This is a genomic window from Enterococcus sp. DIV0774 (assembly GCF_050539095.1).
Taxonomy (GTDB): domain Bacteria; phylum Bacillota; class Bacilli; order Lactobacillales; family Enterococcaceae; genus Enterococcus; species Enterococcus faecalis.
Genome location: NZ_CP172923.1, coordinates 2602928 through 2626270 on the forward strand (window position 1 = coordinate 2602928; position 23343 = coordinate 2626270).

Annotated in this window: 16 protein-coding genes and 1 riboswitch; of the genes, 4 read left to right on the top strand and 12 right to left on the bottom strand. The window is 41.1% G+C overall.

Annotation, left to right across the window (positions count from 1 at the left end):
- Positions 1 to 116: 116 nt before the first annotated feature.
- The 5 genes from rpsI to IGL86_RS12555 all read right to left on the bottom strand — a co-directional run bounded on the left by rpsI (position 117) and on the right by IGL86_RS12555 (position 4106).
- Entirely contained in the window at positions 117 to 509 is a 393-nt protein-coding gene (gene rpsI, locus IGL86_RS12535; protein WP_002354786.1) for a 30S ribosomal protein S9, read from the bottom strand.
- Between the two features lie 13 nt (positions 510 to 522).
- Complete coding sequence (rplM, locus tag IGL86_RS12540) at positions 523 to 951, bottom strand: 50S ribosomal protein L13 (RefSeq protein ID WP_048670019.1); 429 nt, start codon at positions 949 to 951, stop codon at positions 523 to 525.
- A gap of 236 nt (positions 952 to 1187) precedes the next feature.
- The gene (locus tag IGL86_RS12545) at positions 1188 to 1655 is read right to left on the bottom strand and encodes a Dps family protein (RefSeq protein WP_002354782.1); all 468 of its coding nucleotides are present in this window, start codon (positions 1653 to 1655) and stop codon (positions 1188 to 1190) included.
- A gap of 127 nt (positions 1656 to 1782) precedes the next feature.
- Positions 1783 to 2502: a DUF5105 domain-containing protein gene (locus IGL86_RS12550; RefSeq protein WP_033625389.1), complete on the bottom strand. Its 720-nt coding sequence runs from the start codon at positions 2500 to 2502 to the stop codon at positions 1783 to 1785.
- A gap of 83 nt (positions 2503 to 2585) precedes the next feature.
- Positions 2586 to 4106 (bottom strand): gluconokinase, encoded by a 1521-nt coding sequence (locus IGL86_RS12555; RefSeq protein WP_033625388.1) that lies wholly within the window; start codon positions 4104 to 4106, stop codon positions 2586 to 2588.
- Between the two features lie 108 nt (positions 4107 to 4214).
- On the opposite strand from IGL86_RS12555, the gene IGL86_RS12560 reads away from it, so the two are divergent.
- A complete protein-coding gene (locus IGL86_RS12560) occupies positions 4215 to 4907 on the top strand; it encodes a prepilin peptidase (protein WP_430605617.1) in 693 nt (230 codons plus the stop codon).
- Positions 4908 to 4954: 47 nt separating this feature from the next.
- On the opposite strand, the gene rpoC is transcribed toward IGL86_RS12560, so the two are convergent.
- From rpoC to IGL86_RS12575, 3 genes are all read right to left on the bottom strand, one after another.
- On the bottom strand, positions 4955 to 8608 hold the full coding sequence (gene rpoC, locus IGL86_RS12565) for a DNA-directed RNA polymerase subunit beta' (RefSeq protein ID WP_002354777.1): 3654 nt from the start codon (positions 8606 to 8608) through the stop codon (positions 4955 to 4957).
- Positions 8609 to 8774: 166 nt separating this feature from the next.
- Complete coding sequence (gene rpoB / locus IGL86_RS12570; RefSeq protein WP_002389470.1) at positions 8775 to 12389, bottom strand: DNA-directed RNA polymerase subunit beta; 3615 nt, start codon at positions 12387 to 12389, stop codon at positions 8775 to 8777.
- A 419-nt stretch (positions 12390 to 12808) separates the two neighbouring features.
- Positions 12809 to 13024: a zinc ribbon domain-containing protein gene (locus IGL86_RS12575; RefSeq protein ID WP_002354768.1), complete on the bottom strand. Its 216-nt coding sequence runs from the start codon at positions 13022 to 13024 to the stop codon at positions 12809 to 12811.
- Positions 13025 to 13162: 138 nt separating this feature from the next.
- Here IGL86_RS12575 and IGL86_RS12580 point away from each other — a divergent pair, with 138 nt between their 5' ends.
- Positions 13163 to 14155: a biotin--[acetyl-CoA-carboxylase] ligase gene (locus tag IGL86_RS12580; protein ID WP_002358973.1), complete on the top strand. Its 993-nt coding sequence runs from the start codon at positions 13163 to 13165 to the stop codon at positions 14153 to 14155.
- A gap of 66 nt (positions 14156 to 14221) precedes the next feature.
- On the opposite strand, the gene IGL86_RS12585 is transcribed toward IGL86_RS12580, so the two are convergent.
- Both IGL86_RS12585 and IGL86_RS12590 read right to left on the bottom strand, forming a co-directional pair.
- Positions 14222 to 14854: an RloB family protein gene (locus IGL86_RS12585; protein WP_033625386.1), complete on the bottom strand. Its 633-nt coding sequence runs from the start codon at positions 14852 to 14854 to the stop codon at positions 14222 to 14224.
- An 8-nt stretch (positions 14855 to 14862) separates the two neighbouring features.
- On the bottom strand, positions 14863 to 16158 hold the full coding sequence (locus IGL86_RS12590) for an AAA family ATPase (RefSeq protein WP_033625219.1): 1296 nt from the start codon (positions 16156 to 16158) through the stop codon (positions 14863 to 14865).
- Positions 16159 to 16361: 203 nt separating this feature from the next.
- A riboswitch (M-box (ykoK) riboswitch) is annotated at positions 16362 to 16528 on the top strand.
- A 91-nt stretch (positions 16529 to 16619) separates the two neighbouring features.
- Here IGL86_RS12590 and IGL86_RS12595 point away from each other — a divergent pair.
- Together IGL86_RS12595 and pepG1 are read left to right on the top strand one after the other, a co-directional pair.
- Positions 16620 to 18236, top strand: a complete 1617-nt coding sequence (locus IGL86_RS12595) for a phosphatase PAP2/LCP family protein (RefSeq protein ID WP_002372620.1) — start codon at positions 16620 to 16622, stop codon at positions 18234 to 18236.
- 330 nt (positions 18237 to 18566) lie between these two features.
- Complete coding sequence (gene pepG1, locus IGL86_RS12600) at positions 18567 to 18710, top strand: type I toxin-antitoxin system toxin PepG1 (protein WP_080270554.1); 144 nt, start codon at positions 18567 to 18569, stop codon at positions 18708 to 18710.
- Positions 18711 to 18907: 197 nt separating this feature from the next.
- Here pepG1 and IGL86_RS12605 read toward each other — a convergent pair whose 3' ends face one another.
- Positions 18908 to 22849, bottom strand: coding sequence for a WxL domain-containing protein (locus IGL86_RS12605; protein WP_430605618.1), 3942 nt, complete (start codon positions 22847 to 22849; stop codon positions 18908 to 18910).
- Positions 22836 to 23198 (bottom strand): LPXTG cell wall anchor domain-containing protein, encoded by a 363-nt coding sequence (locus IGL86_RS12610; RefSeq protein ID WP_033625812.1) that lies wholly within the window; start codon positions 23196 to 23198, stop codon positions 22836 to 22838. The genes IGL86_RS12605 and IGL86_RS12610 overlap by 14 nt, the downstream gene beginning before the upstream one ends.
- Positions 23199 to 23343 lie beyond the last annotated feature (145 nt).

Consider the following 23343-nt stretch of genomic DNA (forward strand, 5'->3'; position numbering starts at 1 on the left):
TTTCCTCATTTGGAAAGTGTCTTTCAAAATGATAATTGAGTGGCACTCGATTTCCAAGGAAATCTTCGTCCCAGATTGTTTTCGTAAGCGAACACGTTCGCAACGATTCCAAATAATTAACGTTTTGAGAACTGTGAAGCTTTACGGGCTTTCTTAAGACCTGGTTTTTTACGTTCAACCATACGTGCGTCACGAGTAAGTAACCCAGCGCGTTTTAAAGCAGAACGGAAGTCAGGATCTACTTGTAACAATGCACGAGCGATTCCGTGACGGATAGCTCCTGATTGTCCAGCATAGCCACCACCGTTTACGTTTACGATTACATCGTAAGCGCCTTTTGTTTCAGTTACGCCAAATGGTTGGTTGATAACTTCACGCAAGTCAGCATGTGGAATATATTCTTCTACGTCTTTTTTGTTTACAGTAATTTTACCAGTACCTGGTACTAAGCGTACGCGGGCAACTGCATTTTTACGACGGCCTGTGCCGCTATATTGTACTTGTGCCAATGAATTTCCCTCCTTAAATTAAGTTCGTGATATCTAATACTTCTGGTTGTTGTGCAGCATGTGGATGCTCAGCTCCACCGTATACGTTCAATTTAGTAAATTGTTTACGTCCTAAAGTGTTTTTAGGTAGCATACCTTTTACAGAAGTTTCGATAAGACGGCGAGAGTTTTTGTCGCGTAATTCACCAGCTGTCACTGATTTTAATCCTCCAGGATACATTGAGTGACGGTAGTAAATTTTGTCTGTAGCTTTTTTACCTGTTAATTTTACTTTATCAGCGTTAATTACGATTACGAAATCTCCAGTATCCACATGTGGTGTGAATGTTGGTTTATTTTTACCACGTAGTACAGAAGCAACAACTGCTGATAGACGTCCTAAAGGAACATCTGTTGCATCTACTACGTACCATTTACGTTCTACTTCGCCAGCTTTGGCCATATATGTTGTACGCACGTTTCTTTCCTCCAATTTTGTTTTCGATGTTTGACATACACTTGAGTTTCCGGGGCTCATTGTGGGGCAAACAATACCATTTAATATTTTACCTTCAATCACTGATAAAGTCAATGTTTTTCTGCGCTTTCAGAAAATAGATTTTCACTTATTTTTTCGTGCCTTTTAAACAGAAAAAAACCGCCAACGTCAACGTCAGCGGCTTTGGGAGTTGTTTTAAATTATGCGTCAATACCAGGCGCTTTGCCAAGTTTGGCTTGTAACATCCAAATATTTTTTTCGATGTCTGTTTTGTTTGCGATGAAAATGTCTTGTGTGCAGTCGTCGCCTTCTTCACCAGAAACTTCGATTCCTTTTGCGTAAAGGTCTGCTAAGTAACGGTAGCCTGCTACTAATTTTTCCATACGTTCTGGAATGGTGCGGTCCCAGTTACCAATTTCATCTTCAATTTTTGTATTTTCTGCGAATTCACGCAATGTTGAGAATGGAGAGCCGTCCAATGTGATTAAACGTTCTGAAACAACATCTAATTGCTCATTGATTTGATCCATGTATTCATCCATTTGTGGGTGAAGTGTTAAAAATTCAGGTCCACGCATATACCAATGTGTTTGATGAATTACCACGGAAAATTGGCTTAAATCTGCAACGAGTTGGTTCAAAATTTCTTTTGTTTTTTCAAATTTCATTCTTTGTCATCCTCCTAAATATTATTTCTACACTCTTAGTGTAATATGAATTGTGAAAAAAGTACACTGAAAACCTTTCTTTTTTAAAATTATTATCAAATTATAATAATTACAATCAAGAATCTAATTAATTTCCTGAAATCGCTGTTTTTTCATCCGCAGCGACGACTTTTTGTTCTGCTTGAGTGAGGATCGTGTCGAGTGCCTCTGTCAACTGGTCAGTATCTTCTTTTCCTGTGACGAAAGCTAAAAAAAACTGATTCAGTCTCAGTTGCTCCGCTGCCGGCAAGTACCATTGTCCTTCTACTTGCTTAACCGTTAATGGCAGTTCAACTGGCTCATGGCTGACATTGATTTGTTGGATTTCTTTTTTTAAAACGGCTAACGTGTGCTGCATGTCTAGCGCTTGTGTTGCCTGTTGCGTTTGCTGAAGAAGAGCAGTGGTTGTATCTTCAATCGCCGTCACAAAATCTAAGCCCTTAATCTGAAAAGTGATTGTCGCTTGCCCATTCAATTCTTTTGTGGCTACTAGTTGATATGACGCTTTTTTCTTCACTTGAGCCAGTAATTCTGTGCTAAGCTTCTGGGCTTCAGTCTCGGTGACTTCAGCGTTCATTTCTTTTAAGCTATTGAAAAACTGCTTCTGGAACTGTTGACGGCTCGTCTGCAAATGCTCCGCTAAGACTTTCGGTTCACGAAAAGTTTGAGAGAATGTCGCTGGCTTTTCTTGATAAATAAAGTAATCTACCAACTGTTGCGCTGCTTTTTCGCCGGAACGAGACGGTGCACTGCAGCTTGCTAACGCCCCAATGAATAACAGAAATAGTGGTAGTAGCTGCTTCTTCATTCCTCATCCTCATTTCCTCAAGTCTTTGTCTCTCTTCTAGTTAAGCAACTTCTCAGCCATTTGTCAAAGCTATTTACTATCAATTATTTGCGGAATTCTGCTAATTTTTGATAACTTTGTGCTAAAACTTGTTGGGTTTCTTGAAAAACAGGATACAGTTCTTGATAAACTAGCAATTGATCCGCTCGTGGCGTGACCGTTTCATGAATCAGCACCTGTTGCGCCGCTGCTTGCAAATTTGGTAACTGCCCTAAGCCTTGCCAACCTAGCAAAACAGCGCCTAATGCCGAAGCTTCGGTGCTATCAGTGAACGATAACGTTTCTCCCAGCACATCAGCCATGATTTGACGGAACACAGGGGAATCAGCAAAACCGCCTGTCGCTCGAATCTCCTGAACGGGTCCACCGAGTTGTTTCAAATCTTCTAAAATGGTTTTTAAATTGAAACAGATGCCTTCCACCACCGCTCGAGCTAAATGTCCGGCATGGTGATTTTTGCGCAAGCCAATAAAACTTGCGCTCGCCTCTGCATTCCACAGCGGTGCTCGTTCACCAAGCAAATAAGGATGAAACAGTAAGCCATTTGCCCCAGCTGGCACGGTTGCAATTTTGGCCATAATTGGGTCATAGATATTGGTCCCGTTTTGGAGAGCTTGCTGACGTTCTTCTGCAAAAATCGTTTGGCTCGCCCAATCTAACGCAACTGCACCATTACTACTTGCGCCACCAATCACCCAGTGCTGTTCATCTAGAGCAAAACAAAACGTTTCACCTTGCGGATGCAAAAAAGGTTCTTCGACAATATACCGAAGCGCACCGCTCGTACCAACGGTCAAAGTCGCTACACCCATTCCTAGCGCTCCCAAACCTAAATTAGACAATGGACCATCCGCGCCACCAAGAACTAAAACCGTTTCCTCCTCAACACCAAGCATCTCTTGCCAAGAAGGCGCTAACGCTGGAAAAATGAACGTTGACGGGGCAACTTTTGGCAACTGTTCCTCCTCAATAGATAAATACGCTAAAATCGACGATTCCCATTGCCGTGTGTGAATATTAAATAAACCCATTCCTGAAGCACTACTATAATCTGTCCAGTATTCGCCAAAGAAACGGTAAAAAATGTAATCCTTAATCCCAATAAACTTGGCCGCGCTCTGCGCAACGGCTGGCTGATTTTCCTGCAGCCAGCGAATCTTGTACAAAGGCGCCATTGGATGAACTGGCATGCCTGTCAATTGATAAAACAATTGGGCCGCTGGCGTTTCTTTTAACGCTTCCGCATAATCAGATGCTCGTGTATCAGCCCAAGTAATCACTTGGGTCAATGGGCGTCCTTGCGCATCCATGGCAATTAAGCCATGCATCGCTGAAGCAAAAGAAATGAGCCCAATTGGTTGATTCTTCACTTGTTGTGTGACGGTTCGAATACAGTTCACCACAGCTTGGAACAGCGTTTCTGGGTCTTGCTCCGCCATTCCTTCAGTCTCTTGAATTAATGGATAACGCACATAGCTAGAAGCTACGACTGTGCCATTTGCTTGAAAAGCCACTGCTTTGGCTTGCGTGGTGCCAACGTCGACACCAATCGCTAATTTTTCCATTTGATTCCCTCATTTCTTGTTTCTTTTATTATTCCTAACAAAAAAAGATTTGTCTAGTCAAACGAAAAAGTTTAAAAAAAGCGTAGTTTATTTTTAAGGAGGTAACCTATGTTTTTCTTAAGTCTCTTTTTGATTGGTGCCTGTTTCGGTTCTTTTTTATGCTTAGTGGCGGAGCGCTTACCAGTAGGGCGTTCTTTGTGGTGGCCCCCTTCCCACTGTCAAGGTTGCCACCAGCCTCTACATCTCTATGAATTAATTCCAGTTGTTTCGATTTTGCTGCAGCGCTTTCGTTGTCGAAAGTGTCAACAGCCAGTAGCTAAGAGTTATCTTTTAGCAGAACTTGTCATGGGCGGCTTAACCACAAGCTGTTTTTCAGCTGGCCTGACGATTGATGCTTTGATTCTCTGGTGGTGGCTGACGAGTGCTTTCACATTATCCTTGATTGATTACTGGTATTTAGTGGTTGAACCGAAGATTCTTTATCCTAGTTTTTTTGTGCTTTGCTTACTGAAAGTGGCGGGTCAGCATTCGTTTTACTTACTGACTGGTCTTTTTTGTTTTTGTTTTTTCCAAGCCGTCTTACATTATTTTCCGGAAGCCATGGGGCGAGGGGATCTTTTGTTACTGGGTTTGTGGGGCTGTTTTTTACAGGTACCTCAGTTGCTGATGCTACTATTTTTTGCCAGTAGTTATGGTCTAATCTATGGCTACAGTTGTAAATTTTTAGGGTATCCAGTTGAACAAAAACTTCCCTTTGTCCCCTTTTTAAGTTTGGGCTTACTCACAATCAGTTGGTTATAGCAAATAAAAAAGCCGCAAGGAGCATGCTCCTTACGGCTTTTTAGGGTTTATTTATTGATGTTTTTCATCGCATCTTCAGCAGCCATTTGTGCTTCAATGTCTGAAATACTATAAACGTTTTCGCTAGCTACGCCAACTTCTTTTGGTTCCATGTTACGGTAACGAGCCATACCAGTACCAGCTGGGATGATTTTACCAATGATAACATTTTCTTTCAATCCAAGTAATGGATCTTTTTTGCCACGGATAGCAGCATCTGTTAACACGCGTGTTGTTTCTTGGAAGGATGCAGCAGATAAGAAGCTGTTTGTTTCCAATGACGCTTTGGTAATACCAAGTAAAACTGGACGACTAGTAGCAGGGACGCCACCAGCAACTAATGTGTCGTAGTTACGGTCTTTAAATTCTGCGATGTCCATTAATGTTCCTGGAAGGATTTCAGTGTCACCTGGATCCATTACGCGGATTTTACGTAACATTTGACGAACCATTACTTCGATATGTTTGTCGCCGATTTCTACCCCTTGCATACGGTAAACACGTTGTACTTCACGTAATAGGTAGTTTTCAACAGATAAAACATCACGAACTTGTAATAATTGTTTTGGATCAATTGAACCTTCTGTCAACGGTGCACCACGGTGGATGATGTCGCCTTCAGCAACTTTCATACGTGCAGTGTAAGGGACAGTATAGGTACGTGTATCTGTTTTTCCTTTGATGGTTACTTCTTTTTGACGTGTGGCAGGATCTTCAGAAATATCGATAACTTCACCGGTTACTTCTGTAATCACTGCTTGCCCTTTCGGATTACGTGCTTCAAAGATTTCTTGGATACGAGGTAAACCTTGAGTGATATCGTCACCGGCAACCCCACCGGTATGGAACGTACGCATGGTTAACTGTGTACCAGGTTCCCCGATTGATTGAGCGGCGATTGTACCAACTGCTTCTCCGACTTCAACGTCAGAACCAGTTGCCAAGTTACGTCCGTAACAGTGCTTACATACACCATGTTTTGTGTTACATGTAAAGACAGAACGGATGGTTACTTTTTCAATACCAGCGTCCACGATTTCTCTGGCAAGATCTTCAGTGATTAATTGATCCGCACCAATGATGATTGCACCAGTTTCTGGATGAACAACTGATTTACGTGTATAACGACCTAATAGACGTTCGTCTAATGGTTCGATAATTTCGTTACCTTCACGAATTGCTTCGATTTCAAGACCACGGTCAGTGCCACAGTCGTCTTCACGAATGATTACGTCTTGGGCAACGTCAACTAAACGACGTGTTAAGTAACCTGAATCGGCTGTCTTCAAGGCCGTATCGGTCATCCCTTTACGAGCCCCGTGAGTTGAGATAAACATTTCTAAGACAGAAAGTCCTTCACGGAAGTTTGAGATGATTGGTAATTCCATGATTCGTCCATTCGGAGCGGCCATCAAACCACGCATACCAGCTAACTGTGTAAAGTTGGAGATGTTACCACGGGCTCCAGAGTCAGACATCATGAAGATTGGGTTACGAGCTTCCATACTTTCGATCAGTTTTTGTTGGATTTCGTCTTTGGCACCGTTCCAAACGCCGATTACACGTTCATAACGTTCGTCATCAGTAATTAAACCACGACGGAATTGTTTAGTAATTGTTTCAACTTGTTTGTGGGCAGCGTCAATGATTGCTTGTTTTTCATGAAGAACCATGATATCGGCAATCCCTACCGTCATCCCAGCATAAGTTGAGTGTTTGTAACCTAAGTCTTTCATGCGGTCAAGCATTTTAGAGGTTTCCGTAATGTGGAATCTCTTGAAGACTTCAGCAATGATATTTCCAAGATTTTTCTTCTTGAATGGTAACACTAATTCTTGCTCTTTAATGTGTGCAGGAATGTCTGTACCAGCTTCTACGAAGTATTTATCTGGTGTTTGAACAGTTAAGTTATAGTCTGTTGGTTCGTTCAAGTAAGGGAACTCAACAGGCATGATTTCGTTAAAGATGATCTTACCAACTGTGGTGATTAAGATTCGTTCTTTTTGCCAATCAGTAAATGGTTTGTCACCTAAAAGTGTTGTTTGAACCCCAATCCGTGAGTGTAAATGCACGTAGCCATTTTGCCATGCTAAAACAGCTTCGTTCATGTCGCGGAAGATCATGCCTTCCCCTTCACGGCCTTCTTCTTCCATTGTTAGGTAGTAGTTACCTAAGACCATATCTTGAGATGGTGTAACAACTGGTTTACCATCTTTCGGGTTCAAGATATTTTGGGCAGCAAGCATTAACATACGAGCTTCTGCTTGTGCTTCTTCATTTAGAGGCACGTGAACCGCCATTTGGTCTCCATCGAAATCGGCATTGTAGGCTTCACAAACTAATGGGTGAAGACGAATCGCACGACCTTCAACAAGAACAGGTTCGAAAGCTTGGATCCCTAATCTATGCAACGTAGGTGCCCGGTTAAGTAAAACTGGGTGTTCTTGGATAACTTCTTCTAAGATATCCCAAACTTCATCTTCGCCACGTTCGATTTTACGTTTCGCATTTTTAATGTTTGTCGCAATTTCACGTTGTACTAATTCACGCATTACAAATGGTTTGAATAATTCAATCGCCATTTCTTTTGGTAAACCACATTGGTACATTTTTAAGAACGGACCAACGACGATTACGGAACGACCAGAATAGTCAACACGTTTACCTAGTAAGTTTTGACGGAAACGACCTTGTTTCCCTTTCAACATGTGAGAAAGAGATTTCAATGGACGGTTACCTGGTCCAGTAACTGGACGACCACGACGACCATTATCGATTAAAGCATCGACCGCTTCTTGTAACATCCGTTTTTCGTTTTGAACAATGATGCTTGGCGCATTTAAGTCTAATAAACGTTTTAGACGGTTGTTACGGTTGATAACACGGCGGTATAAGTCGTTTAAGTCACTTGTTGCAAAACGACCACCTTCCAATTGAACCATCGGACGTAAATCTGGTGGAATAACTGGGATAACATCCATTACCATCCAGCTTGGTTGGTTACCAGAAGCACGGAAGGCTTCTAAGATGTCTAAACGACGGATGGCACGTGTCCGTTTTTGACCAGAAGCTGTTTTCAATTCTTCTTTTAATTGCGCAACTTCGCCATCTAAATCGACGTTATCTAATAATTGTTTCACGGCTTCGGCACCCATAGCAGCTTTGAAGGCTTGGCCATATTGTTCACGTTTTTCACGATATTCGCGTTCCGTTAACAATTGTTTTTTCTCTAATGTTGTGTCACCTGGTTCGATGACAACGTATGAAGCAAAATAAATGACTTCTTCCAATGCACGAGGGCTCATGTCTAAAACAAGACCCATCCGAGATGGAATTCCTTTAAAGTACCAGATATGTGAAACTGGTGCGGCTAATTCAATATGTCCCATACGTTCACGACGTACTTTTGAACGAGTGACTTCAACGCCACAACGGTCACAGACAATACCTTTATAACGGATACGTTTATATTTACCACAAGCACATTCCCAGTCTTTGGTTGGACCAAAAATGCGTTCACAGAATAACCCTTCACGTTCGGGTTTTAATGTACGGTAGTTAATTGTTTCGGGTTTTTTAACTTCCCCATAAGACCAGCTTCTGATCTTTTCTGGTGAAGCAAGCCCTATTTGCATACTTTCGAATTTATTTACATCGATCAAAAGGAATTCCCTCCATTTCCTTATTTAGAGAAGCTGAGTCAGCAACTTGTTAGCAAATGGCAAGCATCACTTGAAAGAAGGTCTGACGACACTTGGAACAAGTAATGGCTTGCGCAGTTGCAACAAAGTCGCAGTTGAATCAACTCATCAGAGTGGTAGCGACAAATTAGTCTCTGTCTTCGGCTGTTTCAATTTCTTGAACAACGTCTTGTGCTTCTTCTTTCACGACTGATTCTGCTTCTTTTTCCAGCTGTTTCGCTGATTGTTGTTCCGCAAATTTGGTTAGTGCGTCAACGGTGATTAAATCATCATCGTCATCGTCCATATCGCGTAACTCAATCTCAGCTTCCTCAATGTCCAAGACACGCATGTCTAAACCAAGTGATTGTAATTCTTTCACTAATACTCGGAATGATTCAGGCACACCTGGTTTTGGAATTGGTTCACCTTTAACGATGGCTTCGTATGTTTTCACACGTCCGACAACGTCATCAGATTTGTAAGTTAAGATTTCTTGTAATGTGTAAGCAGCACCGTAAGCTTCCAGTGCCCAAACTTCCATTTCCCCGAAACGTTGTCCACCGAATTGAGCTTTACCACCCAACGGTTGTTGCGTAACAAGAGAGTAAGGTCCGATTGAACGAGCATGCAATTTGTCATCAACCATGTGGGCTAATTTAATCATATACATGACACCAACGGAAATACGGTTATCAAATGGTTCACCTGTACGTCCATCGTAAAGAACTGTTTTAGCATCGCTAGCCATACCAGCTTCACGAACAGTTTCCCAAACGTCTTCATCGGTTGCCCCATCGAAAACAGGTGTTGCGACGTGAATACCTAATTGGCGAGCAGCCATACCTAAGTGTAATTCAAGTACTTGTCCGATATTCATACGAGAAGGTACCCCTAATGGGTTCAACATGATATCAACAGGTGTTCCGTCAGGTAAGAATGGCATATCTTCTTCCGGCATAATACGGGAAACAACCCCTTTATTTCCGTGACGTCCCGCCATTTTATCTCCTTCGTGAATTTTACGTTTTTGAACGATATAGACACGAACTAACATGTTGACACCTGGTGATAATTCATCGCCAGCTTCACGAGTAAAGATTTTCACATCATGAACGATACCGCCGCCACCGTGAGGTACACGGAGAGACGTATCACGAACTTCGCGGGCTTTTTCCCCGAAGATTGCGTGTAATAAACGTTCTTCTGCAGATAATTCTGTAACCCCTTTAGGTGTGACTTTCCCAACTAGTAAGTCGCCATCTTGAACTTCAGCACCAATGCGGATAATCCCCATTTCGTCTAAGTCTTTCAACGCGTCTTCCCCAACGTTTGGAATTTCACGGGTAATTTCTTCAGGTCCTAATTTTGTATCACGTGCTTCTGATTCATATTCTTCAATATGCACAGAAGTGTAGACATCGTCTTTAACTAAACGACGGCTCATGATAATGGCATCCTCGTAGTTGTAACCTTCCCATGTCATGAAGGCAACTAAGACGTTTTGCCCTAAAGCCATTTCGCCTTCTTCCATAGAAGGTCCATCCGCTAAAGTATCGCCTTTTTCAACTTTTTCACCTAAGTGAACAATTGGGCGTTGGTTGTAGCTTGTTCCTGAGTTAGAACGACGGAATTTTGTAACCATATATTTGTCTAATGCGCCATTGTCGCGACGAACGCGAATTTCTTTTGCATCGACGAATTCTACGACACCGTCATGTTTACATAGTAAAGCAGCACCTGAGTCATGGGCTGATTTATATTCCATACCTGTACCTACCCACGGAGAGCGTGGTTGAATTAACGGCACCGCTTGACGCTGCATGTTGGCACCCATCAAGGCACGGTTGGAGTCATCGTTTTCTAAGAAAGGAATACATGCTGTTGCGACTGCGACTACTTGTTTTGGTGAAACGTCCATGTAGTCAACTTTGTCTACGGCAACTTCTAAGTTTTCACTTTGTAGACGCGCCATAACAACATCATTGGCAAATGTGCCATCTTCATTTAAAAGTGAGTTCGCTTGCGCTACGATATAATGGTCTTCGATGTCTGCTGTTAAGTAATCTACTTGATCAGTAACACGGCCTGTCGCACGATCAACACGGCGATAAGGCGTTTCGATGAAACCAAATTTATTCACTTTCGCATAACTAGATAAACTATTGATCAACCCGATATTTGGTCCCTCAGGCGTTTCAATTGGACACATACGACCATAGTGAGAGTAGTGAACGTCACGAACTTCATAACCGGCACGGTCACGAGTCAAACCACCAGGCCCTAAGGCTGATAGACGACGTTTATGGGTTAACTCACCTAATGGGTTTGTTTGGTCCATGAACTGTGATAACTGTGAAGAACCAAAGAATTCTTTGATACTTGCTACCACTGGACGGATGTTAATTAATTGTTGTGGTGTCAATGTTTCTGTGTCTTGAATAGACATTCTTTCACGAACCACACGTTCCATACGGGCTAAACCAATACGGAATTGGTTTTGTAATAATTCGCCTACTGAACGGATACGACGATTACCTAAGTGGTCGATGTCATCGACATTGCCGATATCTTCCATTAAGTTGAAGAAGTAGCTCATTGAAGCAACGATATCTGCTGGACGAACTGTTTTTACGCTGTCGTCTGGATAGCCGTTACCAATCACATTTACGATACGTTCAGGATCTTTTGGTGAAAGAACTTGAATCACTTGGATTGTCATTGGTTCAGTTACTACCGCATCTTCACTTGGATAGTAAGTTACGCTGTTTAAGCCGTTGTCAATGTATTCGCCTAATGTTTCCATGATTTGGTGTGTTAAAACCGTGCCTTTTTCGACAATGATTTCACCAGTTTCTGGATCAACTAGCGTTTCCGCTAAGGTTAAGTTTAATAGACGTGTTTTTAAGTCTAATTTTTTGTTAACTTTGTAGCGACCAACGTTTGCCAAATCATAACGTTTTGGATCAAAGAAACGTGCAGTTAACAAGCTACGTGAGCTATCTGCTGTTTTTGGTTCGCCTGGGCGAAGACGTTCATAAATGTCTTTCAAGCCTTCTTCTGTACGAGAATCACTTGCGTTTTTGTGTAAATCTTTTTCAATTGTGTTGCGTAAGCTTTCGCTGTCGCCGAAAATTTCGAAGATGGTATCATCTGAACCGAAACCTAAAGCACGAACTAACACAGTTAAAGGAATTTTACGTGTGCGGTCAATCCGAACATAAGAAATGTCTTTCGCATCTGTTTCCATTTCTAACCATGCACCACGGTTAGGAATGACTGTTGAGCCAAAACCTTCTTTGCCGTTTTTGTCCACTTTTCCATGGAAGTAAACACCTGGAGAACGAACTAATTGGGAAACGATAACACGTTCTGCCCCGTTGATGATGAAGGTACCCATTTCTGTCATTAATGGGAAATCGCCGAAGAATACTTCTTGGGATTTAATTTCACCTGTTTCACGGTTGGTTAAACGTAATGTTACATGTAATGGCGCAGAATAGTTGGCATCATGTGCGCGGGCTTCTTCTACTGTGTACTTTGGTTCTTTTAATTCATAGTCAACAAATTCTAAGGATAAGTTTCCTTGGAAATCATCAATTGGTAAAATGTCTTCAAACATTTCACGAAGTCCCTCATCTAAAAACCATTGATAAGAGTCTGTTTGGATTTCAATTAAATTTGGTAATTCCAATACTTCACTGATACGTGCGAAACTTCTACGTTCGCGATGCTTTCCGTATTTTACTACGTGTCCAGCCAAGCTCTTCACCCCTCTAGTTATAAGTCTATCAAAACACCGATCCGAAAAATTACATTTACGTTACATATATTAAATATATGTAACAAAAAGCATTTTTTGCAGTTTTTAAGCAAAAAAAAACCAAAAATAGAACATGCTTCCGAAAAATTTTCTGGCGTTTCTACTTTTGTTTTCCTATAAAAAACCGGAACGGACAATATTTCGCTCCTGCTTCGTCACTTTCAGATAGTTTTTGCTCTATAGATTCTACTACCTTTGTCTAGAAAAGTCAAGGGTTTCTTTAAGGTTTTCTTTTTCATAAAAAGGAGTTTTTTTGTAAAGGGTTTAAATGAAAAAATGCGTAATAAATAATTACGCATTTTCCCCTATCTTCCTATTCGCACACAAAAAAACGAATGCAAAGATGCATTCGTTTTTGACTAACCGCCACCTAATAAAAAGTCTAGGACATTCATGCCGCCGCTTGTTTGGCTGCGGTAAAGTTCGGTGTAGCCGCATTGGGTACAGCTAATTGTAATAAATTTTTTATTTTGAACATCAAAAATTTTCGCAAAGTTCCCACCTGTTGCTTGAAATTGGTCCGACACATAGTGCATGTTGCCACATTTCTCACAAACATATTGTTGCTTTTCCATTCCCCTCACTCCTTCTCAATAAAACAAGTATAGCAAACGCCTGCTTCATTTTCCTCCATCCTAAGATGGATTTTTTCACTAGTTGACCAAGCCTTTTCCTTTCCGCTACAATAAGCATAACGAATCGGAGGAAAAAATATGTCGACAAAAAGCCAAGTCCTAACTTTATTGATGAAACAAACGCCCGCATTCCTTTCGGGCGAAGAGATGGCACAACGTCTGTCCTTATCTCGCACAGCTATTTGGAAAGCGATTAATGAATTGAAAAAAGATGGCTATCAAATTACTAGCGTGCAAAATAAGGGGTATCGCCTTGAGAAATCAGATGTCCTTTCTGCAGAAGGCATTCAGTTGGCATTATGGCCCCAAACGCCGCCTTTAACAATTACCGTCCTAGAAACATCTGAATCTACCATGACCGATGCTAAGCGGGCGATTTTAGACCAGACGCCCGACAATACTTTGATTGTTGCTGACATGCAAGAAATGCCGCGGGGCAGGTTCGGCCGACCATTTTTCGCTACGCCAGGTAAAGGGATTTACATGAGCATGGTGCTTCAACCGAACCAAAATTTTGAAGAAATCGCCCAATATACTGTGATTATGGCCGTAGCGGTCGCTCGAGCAATGGATGCTCTGGCAGGCGTTCACACAGAAATTAAATGGGTCAACGACCTTTATTTAAATGGCAAAAAAGTTTGCGGGATTTTGTCGGAAGCCATGAGCAATGTGGAAACAGGGCAGATTTCCAATGTTATCATCGGCATGGGGATTAATTTTTCAATTACAGAAACCGAATTTCCTGAGGACATTCGGCAGAAAGTGACTTCCCTTTTCCCAGATGGTGAACCGACGGCGACGCGAAATGAATTAGTCGCCAACATTTGGAATCATTTTTATCAAATTTTAGACGAACGTTCAACGAAAGACTTTTTAGAAGAATACCGACAACGCTCCTTTGTGATTGGCAAAGACGTCGCTTTTACCCAAAATGGGCAAGACTTCCGCGGCGTTGCGACAACCATTAATGGAAATGGAGAATTGATTGTCCAGTTGCCTGATGGCACGGCCAAAACGTTGTCTTCTGGGGAAATTAGTTTGGACCAGATTGGTGAATGGCGTCGAGGATAAGTAGGGAAATTTAGAAAAAGAGCAAGAAAGCATCTGTCTAAATTTAAACAGATGCTTTCTTGCTCTTTAAAAATCAACTTCTTTTTGTGCTAACATTTCGCACAATTCTTTGGGGAAATTCGTATAGGGATTTTCATTGATTTTCATTTCTTCTAAAGGAGACAACCAGTTTTTATTCGTATTCTGAAAAGCAATAGCTACTTTTTCTTCAAGATACTTACATACTTCTGCGCCTTTAAAATTTCGATAACTGTCTTTTAAATGCAGAACTTTCTCTAATCTCCCATATAAATTTTCTCTAGTCATGTATCGATTGACTTCCTCAAAGTGAAGTAATAACCAGAGTTCAAAGCATTCATTTGAAAAAATTGTCTTGATTTCAGGACGATGTCGTTGTCCACATCTTACCGCGTTTTCAATCGATTCTGTGGTTTGTTCGTCCTTGTCATACATAACATAAAACAAATCATAATTGTCTCGCTCCGCTTTTCCCATACTCCGAATACAGGAAACGGCGTATTCGACCAACGCCTCTCCTTGACGTCTACATGTTTTTACTTTGAGTTTACTTTTAATATTGACTGCAGAATATTTTCGTTTAATCAATCTAAGGTAAGCTTCTTCTGTTTCTCCTTCGCAAAAAATCATGACATTTGGTTTTAATTTCTTTCCTTTTTTTACCCTTTTTATTTTTGGCATACCAACTTCTACTCCTTTACCTTCACTGCCTGAACGATTTCACTTCGATCAATATGAGGAACACCACCAAACAGACCATTTAAATAACGGCGATAATATGTGATATCTCCGCGACCTTTTTTTGGGTCTGCTTCAAAGTCATACAAAGCGTATAATTCGCTGGCACCACGATAATTCTTATCTGTGAAGTAAATTTGATCCTTTCTCAATTGATTATCCATCAAATGAAGTTCATGGGAGGTCAAGATAAATTGTGTATTCGTCTCCATGGCATTGAACGCTTCTAACAATGTTCCTGACAACTCTTGATGAAACGCATCATCAAATTCATCAAAAACAAAAACTTTTTCTTCTGGATTAAATAAAATATTTAGCGCTAAGCCAATTAATTTTTTCGTCCCAGAAGATTCCAAATCATAATGAATACGTTCTTGTCCGACCACTTGATTCATTTCATCATATTGGTTATAAACAGAGTACAGCGAATACAGACTTTTCTTGACTCGACCAATTTCAATAGTCGGGTCTTTTTCTTGGATAATTCGTTCTAAAACAGCGGCTAATTTTTCTTGTTTCGAGTAATCTTCCTCTTTGTCTTTCACAGGAACTAGGTCAACCATGTTCATATCCGCAAGTTTCAAAAAGTTCAAGACTTTCTCTTTGTCTTTTTCATTGTTCAACCGTTCAATATTCCGTAAAGATCCATCAAAAATAACTAACTGATTGGCAAACCAACGAACGACATTCGTAGCGTGCTGATCATTTTTTGATTCCAACGTATGGATAACTAACGAATTAGACTTAATTTGTGTTTGGTATTCTTGATATTTTTCTGGAAAAACGGAAGATTCCGCACCGTCTCTTTTAAAATAATAAACAAAATCATCCTGCGTTTTGTCATAAATTTCTAAAGATTCCTTAACTACTTCGCGCGCTGTGTTAGCTAACGAATAGCGATACAAGACACTGTCATTAATAAATTCAATGATCATAACAGATGGGCTATGTTTAGTGAGAGGGTCTAACGCAAAAGGTTCATATAATAAAGCATCATTAATCGAAGCTTGTTCTCTTAAAACCAAAGTTTTTAACGCATTTAACCCACTCACTAAATTTGATTTTCCTGAACCATTTCCCCCAAAAACAATGGCACTCTTCAGTAACCTTAGTTTTTCTGGGTAATTTTTAGGCTTCACTTCGAAACGATTATTGACATACTTTCGTAAATACGCGCCTGTTTGTAGGGAAAGTGTTTGTTCCTCTTTAAAAGATAGAAGATTTTTGACTGTAAAATTAACTAGCATACTGTTCACCTCCTCGTTTTTTCATCTATTCTTTTATTATATCGTTAAAAGCAGATGCTGTAAAACGTTTTTCCGTTTTTAAAATCGATTTCCCAAAATAACGCTTTTCTCCCACACCTTTAAATTTATTTAAAAAACAATAAATTTTCTTAAACTTCATTGTGAGAACCGCTGCATAAATTCTATACTTCTAGCGTTAGATAAAATAACCTTGTTAGGTGAGGCTCCTATCCAAACATAGGCTATTGCGCAGAAATGTCGAAAGACACCAATGTGTAAAACAGGAATGGTCGAATTAAGGCTCTTCTAAAAATAGCTAAGAGAAATCTTTACGTTGGATAGTGCTAAAGCTCAGACGATGAGAACCGATTGGCTTGCTGTGTCCTGTTTAGTCGCAAGCGCTTATTTACGATCGATGCTGGCTTAGTCTACTCTTTCAAGGGAAAAAGAAAGGGATTCTCATGCAAACATCGAATAAAAAATTTCCACTTTATGCCCTAACAACGCTTGGTTTTACTTTCCTCACTTTGTTAGTGGCGGCTAGTCCAAATTGGTTTCAACAAATGGACGAAGCTATCTATCACATCAAATGGCAATTAAATGCCCCACTTTTAACAGCGGTCAATCTGTTAGCAAAAACAGCCACAATTGGACCAATGCTGCTATTCTTCTTATTATTGATGGTGTACCTTTTACGCAAAAAAGAAAAAATTCTAGCCTTTTGGGCTGTCAGTAACCTATTAGCTGTCGGCTTTTTAGGGAGCGTTTTTAAACATGTGGTGGGTCGGGCTCGACCAAACCTAGGCGCTTTAGCTGATCGAAGCTCTGCTAGCTTTCCCAGCGGACATTCATTATTAGCAATGGCGCTAGTCTGTACGATTTTGATCATTTTGGCCTATCTTCATGTCGAAAAAACCAAAGGAATCAAAATTTTCTTACTCACTTATTTAGTTTTGATTGTGTTAGGTCGCTTAATCTTACGCGTTCATTATCCTAGTGATGTCATCGCTGGGATGCTCCTAAGTTATAGCTGGATCAACTTTTCATTTCAAATTGTTCAACGTTATTTGCCGGCACCTGAACCAGAGGAAGCAGAAGTACCGACACAACGCCGGCGCCGCCATTCTCGTAAAAGAAAAAGTTTATTCGTGGTCTTTAGTTTAACCCTTTTATTTTTAGGCACACTTTCTGTTTCCGCTTACGGCGTCAGCATGTATCGTAATTTGCAAAAAACGGCGAACACCATGTATAAACCAAGAAAATCTTCCACGAAGAGTCCCGATTTAGCCAAAGGTGAGCCGGTTAGTTTCTTAATTATGGGAATTGCGAATGACTCAAAACGCAAAACCGATTACCGCTCCAACGCCTTAATGGTGGTTACAGTGAATAATCAATTACAAAAAACTACCATCACCAGCATCCCGCGCGACTACTATGTGGAAATGGCTGGCACCAATGGCGAATACAATAAAATCAATGCGGCCCACGTTTTCGGTGGTGCCGATATGCAAATTAAAACGGTTGAAAATGTCTTGCACATCCCAATCAATCATTACTTTTCAATTGATATGGATGCTATGAAGGACCTTGGCGATGCGGTGGGCGGCGTCACTGTTGACAATGCCTTTGCTTTTGACGCTGAAGGGATTCATTATCCGAAAGGCAAACAGCATTTAGGGGGCTGGGAAGCTTTACAATACGCGCGCATGCGTTACGAAGACCCCGAAGGCGACTATGGTCGTCAACGCCGCCAACGAGAAGTTTTAATCGAATTAACCAACAAACTACTTTCTTTTAACAGCTTGCTAAAATATCAAGAAATTCTGGACGTAATCGGCGAACATGGCGAAACCGACTTATCCTTTGACCAAATGATGGCAATGCTAAAAAAATACACCCCCGCACTAAAAACGATTGAAACCGATCAATTAAAAGGCTACGATTACACTGGCGATGGCGTGACAGGGATTGAAGGTATTTCTTATCAACTTGTGGAAGAGAGTGAACGCCAACGTGTCGAAAATGCTATTAAAGAACAAATGAACCTCTCTACAAAAGACACTGAACAATCGCAATAACGACTAAAAAGCAGCGCCCCTTAATGAAAGGGGCGCTGCTTACTTTGGCTAGTTAGACGGTCATTTCAAAAATATTAATTTTTGTCACCGTTAGTAACGGCTCTACATCAGAGAGGTATGTTAGCGCATAGCTCTCTTTTCATTACCATTATAGTACAATTGCCTAAAAAATATATTGGAAACTAATTATTTTTTGTTTTACATAGTATACTCTAAGCGTAGAGAAGTTATGGCGGCGGCAAGCGCACAGGAACATGCGCCTTGCGACGAGAATCGCAACGAAGTGAGAAGCGTAGGAGCAGATGCTTTCCCCTTTCGGTGGTGGTGCTTATGAATGTAAGTACTAAAATCTATGAAAGGAGAGGCCTTTTGTCAGCATATGAGACAATTCAGACGATCCTAGGGTTTGGTATGTTTACCATTGCTTTGATTGCACTGATTGTGAAATTGCTTAAAGAAGACAAAAAGAAATGACCGCTGTTTAACTTTGCCTAGTTAGACGGTCATTTCAAAATCTTTAAAATTTTGTCACCGTTAGTAACGGCTCTACACTAGAGAGGTATGTTACAGCATATCTCTCTTTTCATTGCTATTGTAGCACAACGCCCCTAAAAAGACCATCAATAAAAGATGCCCGAGCCTCCTATTTCAAGGCTCGGGCATTTTTATTTTTATGGGCCAGTCACTAAATTCCACGTGACTGCAGCTTGGTATTGTTGACCAGTCATGCCTTGACTAGCTGGTACTTCTAATTTGATATTATCAAATGCGAAGTCTAGTTGATAGACATTACTGCCAGTAAATTGTTGGTTGGCAACGATGTTCGTAGCCGTGTTATTTGCCGTTAAGTTAATGGCAGTCGTGGTGCCAATCATGTTTTTCAACTCCGTTGGTTGATTGTAATTGGAGAAACTTGAAACAGGAGCCGTGCCTAATAATAGGCGAGTCGCTGTTGGCAAGCTGTCTGTAGCTGATTTTGGTTGGGACAGTTGTGCCGTTAAGCTCCAATTCGGTTGAGTTTTCTTAATTCGCAGATAGGGATTGCGTGTACCGTTGCCGTAGTAATCAGCGGCTTTCTTCAGGCCATGCTGTTGTGTGTTTCCTGCAATCTCTATCTGACCAAAATTGAAAGTTGGGACACTGATGAAGCCTTCAGCCGTTGGTGTAACAATCGCCTGATCATTGTCTTTCACACGAACAGTTGCCGAAGCAGAAATGCCACTGTAATTCCCACTGGTGGTAATCCCTGCACGCAAGACTTGCCCCGCTGTGCCCGTCGCTTTGGTAGTGAACTGAACCGTGGCAGATTTACCCACTGGGATGTCAGTCCCTAAGCTAACGCCATTAGTCCAAGTAGTCGCTGTGACTGGGACGGTTTTCGCCGTGCCGCCAACTGGTGTAACGATCATGGCAGTTGGTGCTGCTAAGCCAGTTGTCCAAGCCGTTGATTTCTTGATGGTCGCCGTAGTTAATGGTGCTTGGCTTGTATTGGTAATCGTAGCACGCCATGTGACGTTGCCGCCGCTAGTCACTGTTTCAGCTGTAGTGCGTGTTAAAGTAACACTCGCTTTTGCCACTTCCTCTTTATACACTGCCGTCATGTCGTCATTGCCATCAAAGGTTGTGTTATATGTTGGCGTCGTACTTGTTGTCAATGTGTTTGGTTTGGTTTTACCTTTGTACCAACCTTGGAAAGTATAGGCTTTGCCACCAGCTGAATAACTAGCTGGCAAAGCTCTCGCCGCCGTATACTTGAAGCTGTTGCTTGTCATTGGTGTTTGTTTCCCTTGCGTGAAACCTGTCGGTGGCGTAATTTTAGCACCCGCGGCATCAACGAAGTTTTCGGTGACTTGTTTTCGTGTGACTTTATAGTTTATCGTTTGCTTGTAGTCGCTAGTTCCATCGAAACCAAATAATCTTGGTTTGGAATTTGCACTAGTTAGAAATAATAGACTAGGAAGGATATCTCTTGTTAGTCCTGATTGGCCCCACCTTGCCTTAACAGAAAAAGTATTGTTCGTCTCTCTGTTAAACACTGTTTCAAAACTAGTAAAACTAGTCGTTGCTGAATCCGATAGAAGGTTGGTGCCAATGTCACTAATGGTCTCGTAGTCGTACAACGTAATGGTTTTCGTTGTTGCTTCCACTTTGTCAACATACTTCAATTCATTCGTAATATCAAAGTTGTTCAACGCAAAACCTTTATTTAAAACACCTGTTGGTAGATCAGAAAAAAGTTCATAATCATTAGGAATCAAGACGTTTTGCTTGGTTTCTACTTTATAGCGATTAGCAACGGTCGCCTCTTTACTTCCCAACATTGGGTAAAGCGAACCTGTTGCTTCAAAGGGACTAGTGGCGGTTTTTCTGAAAAATTCTGTATAGTTTCCAGAAAGCGTAAGTGGATTCGTGAATGCTTGACCTTGTTCATCGACAAACTCTGCGTAGAATCCTGGGTGAACAGCGGTTTCTTGGACTTCTTCATAGACTGCCGTCATGTCATCCTTGTCATCGTAAGTGACGGCATAACTTGGTGTTTTCGTCGTTTTCATTTTGGTTTGATCAGTGCCTTTGTACCAACCTTTGAACTTGTAGTTTTTGTCCCCTACTGTGTAGGTATCTGGCAAGGCTTTGGCACTGGTGTAGGTGAAATTCTCACTATCAATCACTACTTTGTTGCCTTGGGTAAAGCCTGTTGGTGGTGTAATTTTGGCACCGCTGGCATCGACGAAGTTTTCGGTGACCTTGCGATTGGTTAACTGATAGTAAATCGTCCCTACTGGCGTAACGTAAGAATTAAATAAACGGGATGCACCTGATACATACAATCGATTATACAGATACTCCGATTGTTCTGGAATTGTAGTAGTCGAATCATACTCACTCACTTTAAATTGTGTCGTTGTCATTTTGTTTAGTCCGTAATACAATGGCGCATTACTGGTTGGGTTACCGATTAATGTATTATCTGCAGTTGAATAACGATTCAACGTAGCTTGTGTATAAGCACTTCCTGTATAGACAGAGATATTTTCATAAAATTTTGGAATAGTGATTCTTGTATTGGTTGTTCCATAATTATTCACACCACCTAAAGATACATCTGCTCTAATCGTTTTGGCAGGAATCGTCACTCGTTTGGTATTTCCTGAATTGATCCCAGTAATCGATCCAAGCTTCGTATAAGTGGAATTAATTTCTTGTTGTAAATCGGTTGTAATTGTAAACGGCGTTGGCGATATAATCGTCCCTGCTTCATCGATAAATTGGAAATTCACAGTCTTACTTGGAAAATTGTAATCTTTACCTGTGTCCACTTCATAGACCGCCGTCATGTCGTCTTGGTCATCGTAAGTGACGGCATAACTTGGTGTTTTCGTCGTTTTCAGGGCTGTTTTGTCCGTGCCTTTGTACCAGCCTTTGAATTTGTAGGTCTTGCCGCCTGCCTTGTACGTATCTGGCAAGGCTTTGGCACTGGTGTATGTGAAGTCATTGCTCGTAATACTTGTTTGTTGTCCTTGCGTGAAACCAGTTGGCGGTGTGATTTTGGCACCTGTAGCATCGACGAAATTTTCGGTGACTTTTTTTAGGTCTACGATTATTTTGGGACTTGTTTTAGGGAAATCAACGTGCACTGTAAGATTTTGTAAGTTTGATCTAATATATCCTATCATCAATAAATAAGGTACCGTCCCAATAGTTTGAGCATCTTCATAAAAGTGTGTTAGCATGCCTGGATTACTAGACAACGAAAAATTCAAATCATTAATTTTTGTCATAGTAATTTGAGCAATACTTGTTTCTATTGGATTTCTCACCTGAACTGTGGTTGCACTACTCGTTTCTACTCGCAACTGGGTCACATCACTTGAAACATTCACAGAATTAACATACTTAGGTATTGTTAAATTCATTTTGTCTAAATAATAGAAATTATACCGATAACTAACATTAAAACTACCAGTCGTTGTAACTGTTTTTTGGGGTAATTTGAAATTTAAAGAATTCGATTCTTTTGTTGCCAATACAGTTTCTCTATCAACAATTACAGCGTTTGTTGTATTTGGAGGAACGGAATGTAAGAAATTAATAGAGGCACTTAAATTAAAATCTTTTGCATTTACAGGTGTCCCGTTAGTTTCTTCAACATTAAAACCAAGATTTAATTCTGGCACTGACAAAGTTATTTCATCACTATTCACTCTTGGTCTATTGAGAAAATTAGCAAGTTCATCGTATATTAAACTATAGTTATCTGTATTACCAACTATAGCCCTAAGTCCATTCACTGGCAGAGGCATTGAATTCGATTGATTTTCCTCCGCTGTTCCCGCTTCTTTTTGCTCCGCTTTCACTGGCGGTGCTTCCTTCTTTTCTACCGCCACTTCTGCTTGTTTCTCTGTTTCCTGTGTTACTTCTTCTCGACTTGTTTCAGTCGTTGTTTCTTGCGTTTCACTACTTGCTTGCATTTCTTCCTTGGCGCTACTTTCGGCGGTCGGACTACTTTCAATCGTGACGGTTTCCGCAACTGCCGTCACGCCAGAAAAGGCATTCACTAGCAAAGAACTACATAAGCCAATAGCTGCAAGACGTTGCCACTTAGTTTGCTTCATGTCGTCCCTTCTTTCTATGTACCATTCCCGCCAAGCCGATTAAGGCTAAGCCGAGAATGCTAAGATTTGCCTGACTCTTGCTCCCTGTACGAGGGAGCTTCGAGCCAGTCGTGGTGGTCTGTGTCGAACCACCACTTCGTTGATCTCCTTGCGGAGGACCAGCTGGTCCCTTGGGATCAGCAGCTGGCGCATCTGTTTTCGGCGGGGCATCTTTAGGAGCGGGTGTTGTCGGATTTTGGTAAAATTCAATCCCCACCGAACTAGAACCACCATCAGATGCTTCAACATTTATAAAGAAACTAGGAGAAGATAGTAGACACACAATCATTAAATAACGCTTTTTTTTCATTTAAAAACCTCCTTTTAAATCAACAACAGATTTGAGCTTCTGTACAATTACTGCTCAAACAACCTTTTTTTCATACCTCTATGATAACAAAGAACCCCCCTGTAGAAGTTGACGATTTTTACGCACCCTATGCGAAATTTTTGAA